General features: G+C 35.0%; 8 protein-coding genes. 5 read left to right on the top strand and 3 right to left on the bottom strand.

The window, feature by feature from the left end:
* Positions 1 to 83: gas vesicle protein GvpJ (gene gvpJ, locus AN490_RS13780; protein ID WP_300004229.1), on the bottom strand; the 83-nt coding region annotated here is incomplete at its 3' end.
* A 696-nt stretch (positions 84 to 779) separates the two neighbouring features.
* Between gvpJ and AN490_RS13775 the strand changes: the two genes are divergently transcribed.
* Positions 780 to 1,046, top strand: a complete 267-nt coding sequence (locus AN490_RS13775) for a hypothetical protein (protein WP_300004226.1) — start codon at positions 780 to 782, stop codon at positions 1,044 to 1,046.
* Positions 1,047 to 1,146: 100 nt separating this feature from the next.
* Positions 1,147 to 2,472 (top strand): glutamate-5-semialdehyde dehydrogenase, encoded by a 1,326-nt coding sequence (locus AN490_RS13770; protein WP_300004223.1) that lies wholly within the window; start codon positions 1,147 to 1,149, stop codon positions 2,470 to 2,472.
* A 186-nt stretch (positions 2,473 to 2,658) separates the two neighbouring features.
* Here the strand turns inward: AN490_RS13770 and AN490_RS13765 are convergent, their stop codons facing one another.
* Positions 2,659 to 4,074: an isochorismate synthase MenF gene (locus AN490_RS13765; RefSeq protein WP_300004220.1), complete on the bottom strand. Its 1,416-nt coding sequence runs from the start codon at positions 4,072 to 4,074 to the stop codon at positions 2,659 to 2,661.
* A gap of 345 nt (positions 4,075 to 4,419) precedes the next feature.
* Between AN490_RS13765 and menA the strand changes: the two genes are divergently transcribed.
* From menA to AN490_RS13750, 3 genes are all read left to right on the top strand, one after another.
* On the top strand, positions 4,420 to 5,319 hold the full coding sequence (menA, locus tag AN490_RS13760) for a 2-carboxy-1,4-naphthoquinone phytyltransferase (RefSeq protein ID WP_300004217.1): 900 nt from the start codon (positions 4,420 to 4,422) through the stop codon (positions 5,317 to 5,319).
* Positions 5,320 to 5,398: 79 nt separating this feature from the next.
* Positions 5,399 to 6,364: an o-succinylbenzoate synthase gene (locus tag AN490_RS13755; RefSeq protein WP_300004214.1), complete on the top strand. Its 966-nt coding sequence runs from the start codon at positions 5,399 to 5,401 to the stop codon at positions 6,362 to 6,364.
* Positions 6,349 to 7,674, top strand: a complete 1,326-nt coding sequence (locus tag AN490_RS13750; protein ID WP_300004211.1) for a 2-succinylbenzoate--CoA ligase — start codon at positions 6,349 to 6,351, stop codon at positions 7,672 to 7,674. The genes AN490_RS13755 and AN490_RS13750 overlap by 16 nt, the downstream gene beginning before the upstream one ends.
* 7 nt (positions 7,675 to 7,681) lie before the next feature.
* Here the strand turns inward: AN490_RS13750 and AN490_RS13745 are convergent, their stop codons facing one another.
* Positions 7,682 to 8,131 carry a thioesterase family protein gene (locus AN490_RS13745; RefSeq protein ID WP_300004208.1) on the bottom strand — a complete coding sequence of 150 codons (450 nt, stop codon included), beginning with the start codon at positions 8,129 to 8,131 and terminating at the stop codon, positions 7,682 to 7,684.
* Positions 8,132 to 8,465: the final 334 nt, after the last annotated feature.

The raw sequence follows: 8,465 nt of genomic DNA, 5'->3' as shown, positions 1-8,465 counted from the left end.
GCGTCAATTACGATACCTTTGTCGAGGATTCTATCAATAACTTCTGCCAAGCTGGAGGAAGAATTGGTCTTTTCAACTGCCATTTTTTTAATTCCTTGTTGTTAATTTTACTACTATCGGTCAAGCAAATTTCTAACCCTTAAACAAATTATCATCTAATTTTTATGATGTAAAGTAAAAATCTGTCAAGAAATGTAAAGTTTCTGAGAACCAGAATCTACTGTAAAATAATATACATAGCTATTAAATATAGCAGGGCTTAATAGGGCTTTGACCAAGATAAATTTATACTCGCCTTAGAACAATAAAGATGCCTCCGCTGTTTTCAAACCCTTGATTTTTCATTAGTACACGCAGGTGAGCTTGGCTTTTGTAGTAGTAATTTGCATTTGTTTTTTTTTTGCATGTACGTAATAATATTTAATTTACCAGCAGTCATTGATTTATATTCGTGTTCTAAAGTTAACGATTAAAAATTACCTTCAAATTTTAAAAGCATATCGAATACTGGATATGCTTAGTTAATAGAGTTAATAGATAGAACCTAAATTGTGTAATTTACCGTAAATCGTATCACCCGATAGAATTTTCAACATCAAGTGTTATTACTGCTTAGTAGGTAAATAAGAAAGTATTTTGGGAAAAGTTAACTTGCCAAAACTGCTTTCCTGTTCCCTTGTATCAAATAAATTAAATTCCTATTTCCTATAGATAAATTAAAATTTTCTTTCCTATGGGTAAATTATAATGGGCTGTGAATTTTATTTTTTTCAGAAATTATGACTACAGAAGGGACTCCTGTTAATATTCCACAGACAGCTTTAGCCGCTTTGGTGGATGTTTTTGTGCAGAAAGGTCATCCACCTCAATATGCTGAAGCGATGGCGACTTCAATCATTTTTCAGACTGATTTAGATTTACGGAATGCTCAGATTGCCAATCTCTTAGGCTGGCTGAAACAGGAGCATAATGATATCTATCCCTCAGCCTTAGATGTAGTTGGAAAAACTTCCGAAGAATTTGAACGTCGAGTTCAAGAAGGTTAAGTGTCTAGACTCGATTTGGTGAATTTAAAAAAATAGGGTCAAAAATTAGCTGTTTCAGCTAATTTTTTCCTCAAAGGTTTCCCACTTACCAGGTATTCTTATGACTAATTTCAAAATTATTTCTCCTCTATCTGCGATGCCTACTACCAGCGAAGCTATCGCTCAACAAACCCGTCAAGCTGCTAGTAAGCTGGCAGTTCTCTCCTCTGAGGCCAAAAATCAAGCTATTGAAGCGATCGCTCAAGCTTTAGAATTGGCAAAGGATGATATTCTGCAAGCAAACCTGGCTGATTGTCACGCAGCAACAGCGGAAGGAATCGCTAAACCCCTTTATAAACGGTTGCAGTTAGATGAACATAAATTAAGGGATGCGATCGCTGGTGTGCGAGATGTTGGTAAACTAGAAGATCCTATTGGTAAAGTCCAAATTCATCGAGAAATTGACACTGGTTTAATTCTCAAACGCATTACCTGTCCTTTAGGCGTTTTAGGCATCATTTTTGAAGCCCGTCCCGAAGCCGCAATTCAAATAGTTTCCTTAGCAATTAAATCCGGTAATGGTGTCATTCTCAAAGGTGGTAAAGAAGCAATACATTCTTGTACAGCCATAGTTAAAGCCATTAAACAAGGATTATCTCACACAGCAGTTCATCCTGATGCGGTGCAATTGTTAACCACGAGAGAAGAAATATTAGAACTTTTGCAATTAGATAAATATGTAGATTTAATTATTCCTAGAGGTTCTAATGCTTTCGTGAAATTTGTCCAAGATAATACCCGCATTCCCGTATTAGGTCATGCTGATGGCATTTGTCATCTTTATGTAGATCAAGCCGCTGATATTGCCAAAGCTATTAGTATTACTGTAGATTCTAAAATTCAATATCCTGCTGCTTGTAATGCCATTGAAACTTTGCTAGTTCATAGTAGCATTGCTGCCGAATTTCTGCCCCAAGTTGCCACAGCTTTACAAGCACAAAATGTAGAATTAAAAGGTGATGAACGGACTATACAAATTTTATCTGATATTGCCACAGCCACAGAAATAGACTGGCAAACAGAATACAGCGATTTAATTTTAGCTATTAAAATTGTTGATTCTTTAAATGAAGCAATATCCCATATTGAAAATTATGGTTCTCGGCATACAGAAGCAATCATTACTGAAGATATTACAGCCGCAGAAACATTTCAAGGCTTAGTCAATGCAGCGGGAGTTTATCATAATTGTTCTACCCGTTTTGCTGATGGTTTTCGTTATGGATTTGGTGCTGAAGTGGGAATTAGTACCCAACAAATGCCACCTCGTGGACCAGTTGGGTTAGAAGGTTTAATCACATATAAATATCAAATGTCTGGGAATGGACATATTGTGAAAACCTACACAGGTGCAAACGCAAAATCATTTAGTCACCGTGATTTGTAATCATATTATTAATCTCGTTCCCAGTCTCTGACTGGGAATGCTGAATTGCGGTTCTGCCGCTAGTGATAGAGGAGGCAGAGCCTCATAGCTGGCATTCCTAGTCGGAGTACAAGGAAATATATTTGACGGGAGGCAGAGCCTCATAGCTGGCATTCCTAGCCGGAGTCTAGGAACGAGGGAAAGTCTTTAAACCAAGGCTTTTAGTAAGGCTTGTAGTTTAAGTTGCACTTCGGCAAATTCCTTTTGAGGATCTGAACCAGCAACAATACCCGCACCTGCATACAGTCTGGCATAATTACCATCAATTAAAGCCGAACGAATCCCCACAATAAATTCACAATTTCCTTCTCCGTCTACCCAACCTAAAGGGGCTGCATATAAACCCCTTTCAAAACTTTCATAACGGCGAATTTCTGCACAAGCAATATCTCGTGCTGCCCCGGCAACTGCTGGAGTAGGATGCAGTTTAGCAACGATTTGTAAAGGGTGAATATTATTGGGAACTACTGCACTAATTGGTGTCCATAAATGCTGGATATTAGATAATTGTCGCAGTCTGGGGGCTAAAACTTGGGGGAATAAACCCAGTTGAGATAAATGTTGAGTAATAAAATCTAGAACCAGTTTATGTTCGTGTTTTTCTTTGGTACTATTCACTAAATTGTTAGCATTTGTAGCATCTTCTGTGGGAGTTTTTCCCCTCGGTGCAGAACCTGCCAAAGCATCAGTAATTAACTGCCGTTTGTGAATACTAATTAATCGTTCTGGACTAGCACCAATAAAGTTTTGTCCTTGACCATTACTGGTGGAAAATACATTACAATTAGGATGTATTTGGCGGAGATTATTTAAAGATTGTAATAAGTTAAAATCATGATTAGCACTGACATCTAAGATATCAGCTAAAACAATTTTTCTTAACTGGTTAGCATGAATTATTTCTAAAACTGAGGAAACAGAAGTTTTAAATTTTTCACCGTTATTAGTGATTTTTTTATATAAGTTTAAGGGAAATTTATCAATATTTAGAGAATGGGTATGCAAAGATCTAATAATTTCTAAATGGCGTTGTAAATTATCTAATATTTTGGTAATATTAATCCTAGAATTGATAATTGTATTCATTACTAATGTGCAGCAATTGTTTTTTAAAGCTATTTGCCAACAAGGTAGGAAAACCGTAGCAGAAGGAAATGGACAATCTACTTTTTTATGCTGATCAAAAAAACTGAAAGTACAAAAAAATCGAGGTAGGGAAAAAGTCTGATTTTCGTGAGAAATAGGAATTATATTTTTCAGACAATTTTTAATAAATTCTTCTGATTTTGTAAACCTATCTTTACCAGAAATTTCTATTTTATCTAAAGTATCAATTGCTGCTATTGCTTCACCATTACTTTTATTTTCAAAATAAAAGTTTATGGTATTTTTCTGATTAAATTGATCAAAAACCAGCAAAGGATCAACTAAGCCAATTTCTAGGGGAATACTCACAATTTTACTATAATTATGGCGACGGCAATTTTCCTGAATCTCTAATAGTAATTGATTAAGGTATTTGTAGTCTACAAAGGTGTGGCTGCGACATGGTGAAATTGTCATGGATGTATAAGTTAATTTTTATTAAGTTATCTTCCTAAAATGTAATGAATCATGGTGGTATTTTTATAGGTAACATAATTCAGTTACCATTAACCAGCATAAACTTAGCCTGATTATGGGGTTTATCCTGTTTTGGCGGCAAGATAGCAGGTTTCATGGCAGGATATTCGCCTATAATCATAAAACTAGCATTTTTTGGTAATTTACCAAAGTTAAACAATTTTAGATTGATTGTACCGATAAGTGATCAACAATCCTAAATCTAAAATAGCTAGTCAAGTATCGTGCAAAATTATAAAATTTAACTGATAACTAAAGTTATGGTAATTTAATTAATCACAACTGATGACTTCAACTCAGATTTCACCACCTCAAGCTAAACTATGGATGGCGGCTATTAAACCGCCAATGTACAGTGTTGCTATTATGCCGGTTTGGGTAGGTTCGGCGGTAGCATTTAGGGAAATAAAGATTTTTAATCCCATAATATTTTCCTTGTTTATTGCTGCGGCAATTTTGATTTTAGCTTGGGAAAATATTAGTAATGATGTCTTTGATGCCGAAACAGGAATTGATCAGAATAAACATCATTCATTGGTGAATTTAACTGGTAACAAAACCTTAATGTTTTGGATAGGAAACCTGTGTTTAGGTTGGGGTTTGTTGGGAATAATAGCGATCGCTATTTTGCAAAAAGACCCCACAGTTATTGCTATAATCCTCTTATGCTGCTGTTTGGGCTATATGTACCAAGGTCCCCCTTTCCGTCTAGGATACCAAGGTTTAGGGGAAATTCTCTGCTTTTTTGCCTTTGGTCCTTTGGGTATGAGTGCGGCTTATTATAGTCAAACTCAAACCTGGTCTATGACCAATTTAGCAGCTTCGGTAATTTTGGGACTTGTTACCAGTTTAGTGTTATTTTGTTCCCATTTTCATCAAGTTGTAGATGACATAGCCGCAGGAAAGAAATCTCCTATTGTGCGTCTAGGAACTCACACTGGTGCAAAGGTTTTAGTGGGTTTTACTGCGAGTATTTATCCTCTAATTTTGTTATTTGTGATTTTGAATATTTTCCCACTTTGGACATTACTTAGTTTTCTGAGTTTACCTTTTGCGGTGAAATTATGTCGTCATGTTTTAGAAAATCACAACCAACCAGATAAAGTCAGCAATTCTAAATTCATCGCTATCAGAGTTCAGTTTGTGAGTTGCTTATTTTTGGGTTTAGGATTTATTATTGGTTAAGTTACATTAAGAATAAACTAACCACAGAGGCACAGAGGACACGGAGGAATGAGGGGTTGAGTTTTTTTGGAAGTCCCTAATGGGTTATCAATTTTCTTTTCGTTACTTTAGTCAGAAATTCACAAATCCCATTATTACTAATTATGGGGTTTGGGAAATCCGCGAAAGCATAATTATCCGCTTGATTGATGAAAAAGATGACGTTAGTTGGGGGGAAATTTCCCCCATTTCTTGGTTTGGTTCAGAAACTATCAAACAAGCTTTAGATTTTTGTTATCAACTTCCACAAACAATTACTAAAGAGATAATTTTCGCCATTCCCGATAAATTACCAGCTTGTCAATTTGCTTTTGAATCTTCAACCCACCCAGGTGGGTTTCGTCTGTGTAGCAGTGACTTCCAGTCGCCTAATCTCACCTACAGCGGCTTATTACCAGCAGGTAAATCAGCTTTAAATCAATGGAGTAATTTATGGGAACAAGGATATAAAACATTTAAATGGAAAATTGCTGTTGATGATATAAATCAAGAATTAGAAATATTTGATTTACTAATTTCTAGTTTACCAATATCAGCAAAATTACGTTTAGATGCTAATGGGGGACTTACTTATCAAGAAGCTGAATTATGGTTACAAAAATGTGATCAATTCTTACCAAAAATTGAATTTATCGAACAACCTTTACCTGTAGATAAATTTAGAGAAATGCAAGAATTAAGTAATTCATATTTTACAACAATAGCCTTAGATGAATCTATCGCCAATCTTCACCAATTAGAATTATGTTTTCAACAAGGTTGGCGGGGAATTTTCGTGATTAAACCGGGGATATTCGGTTCACCATTTCGGTTAAAAGAGTTTTGCAAAAAACGTCAAATTGATGTTGTATTTTCATCGGTATTTGAAACCCAAATTGGGAGACAAGCTGCATTACAATTAGCAGCAGAATTGTCTAGTAATAACCGCGCTGTTGGTTTTGGAATTAACCACTTTTTTCAACCACAAGAATCAAACTGGCTAGAAAGTCTATGGAAAACCTGTTAGAGAATCTACGAAACTATGATTGGCTAATTTGTGATCATAGCCAAGAATTACCACAAATAGCCACAGAATTATATTTAAAATTAACTCAGTTATCAACCCCAAAAATTATTATTGCGGAAAGATCACCAGTGAGATTTTTAGCTAGTTTTATTGCAGCTTGTGCGGCTAAATGTCCGGTTTTTCTCTGTAACCCAGATTGGAGTCAAGCGGAATGGGAACAAGTCTTTAATTTAGTGCAACCAGATATAGTTTTAGGAATAGATCATAATTTTTCAAAATCACCAATTATCAATTATGAATTACCAATTACTAATACTATCATGATTCCTACAGGTGGTTCATCAGGAAAGATTAAATTTGCTATTCATACATGGAAAACATTAACTGGATCTGTACAAGGATTTACAGAATATTTTTCCATAAATGTAGTTAATTCATTTTGTATATTACCATTGTATCATGTGAGTGGATTAATGCAATTTATGCGGTCTTTCACAACAGGAGGTAAATTAGTAATTACCTCATCTAAAAAATTAGAAACTTCTCAACTACCAAATATTAACCCAGCCGATTTTTTTATATCTTTAGTTCCCACCCAATTACAAAAACTTCTCCAAAATCCCGAATTAACCCAATGGCTATCAAAATTTTCTACAGTTCTGTTAGGAGGTGCGCCACCTTGGGATGAATTATTAGAAAAAGCAAGATATTATCAGATTAGATTAGCACCTACCTATGGAATGACAGAAACCGCTTCTCAAATAGCAACTCTTAAACCTGATGAATTTTTACAAGGTAAATTTAATAGTGGGAAAATTCTCCCCCATGCTAAAATCATCATTGATAATCAACCAGGAAATATAAATATTCAAAGTCAATCTTTAGCATTAGGTTATTATCCCCAAATGTGGGAAAATAGAGATAACTTTGTAGTTGATGATATTGGTTTTTTAGACAATTACGGCTACTTACATATTATTGGCCGCAACAGTGACAAAATCATTACAGGTGGTGAAAACGTTTACCCAACAGAAATCGAATCAGCGATTAGAAAAACAAACATGGTAATAGATGTCTGTGTAATTGGTATAACTGATAAACATTGGGGACAAGCATTAACAGCCATTTATATTCCCAAAGATCAAAATATTTCTTACCTAGAAATTCAAACCCAACTAAAAAATCAATTGAGTAAATTCAAAATTCCCAAACATTGGATTTCCCTACCAAACTTACCCCGTAACGCCCAAGGTAAAATCAACCGTCAACAACTCCAACAAATCGCCGAAGAATTTATAAAAACCAACTAATGGAAAATTACATAACCTCCTCCCTCAACTTTCTTCTCTGTGCGCCCTCTGCGTCTCTGTGGTTAGTTTCTAACCAATTATTCATATAATCTGGTAATTCCTGCTTAATTTTACTACTGGCATCAATACAAACGTGCCTAGTAATTGCCTTAGCAACCATGACTTCATCTCCTGTCATTTCATAGGTAATTTCAAACTTATCCGAACCTATTTTTTCCGGTAACAAACTAATTACTAAATTGTCACCACAATACATAGGACGAAAAAAATCTACATTAGCATGAACAATAGGAAAAGCCACAGATGGATTAGTAAAAAATGATTTAAGATTAATACCAGAAGCTGCTAATGAAACCTCATAAGCTTCATGACAAATTCTGAAAATATTAGCAAAATAAACTACTCCAGCCGCATCAGTATCTTGAAATCGGACAGTGTAGTAATATGTAAAAGCCATGTTGAAAATTTCCTCAATTCAAATTTACTATCACACATCATTTTATTTCATATTAACTATTAATAATTAATAAAAACTAACCTATGGTTATTCGATATCTTTTGTAACAGCAAGTTTTTTATGCAATAATCACTAATGCAGTGTGATTTTGCACAATTGTTTTTTCAGCAACATAATACAACAATAATTACAGCAAATAGTTGACTATGAATATGATACAGCTTGGTTCATTGGTGCATTCTCAGAGGGTGTTTGAAAAGTTTTGAGGGGTCAAAATTTATGCCAGTCGCCGTACCATGAGCCGAATCATGGCAAGGTAAATAAACGTCTCTGA

The organism is Anabaena sp. AL09 (assembly GCF_001672255.1).
Classification (GTDB): Bacteria; Cyanobacteriota; Cyanobacteriia; order Cyanobacteriales; family Nostocaceae; genus Dolichospermum; species Dolichospermum lemmermannii.
Note: the sequence above shows the minus strand (reverse complement) of the source record. Positions and strands in the feature narration are given on the sequence as shown.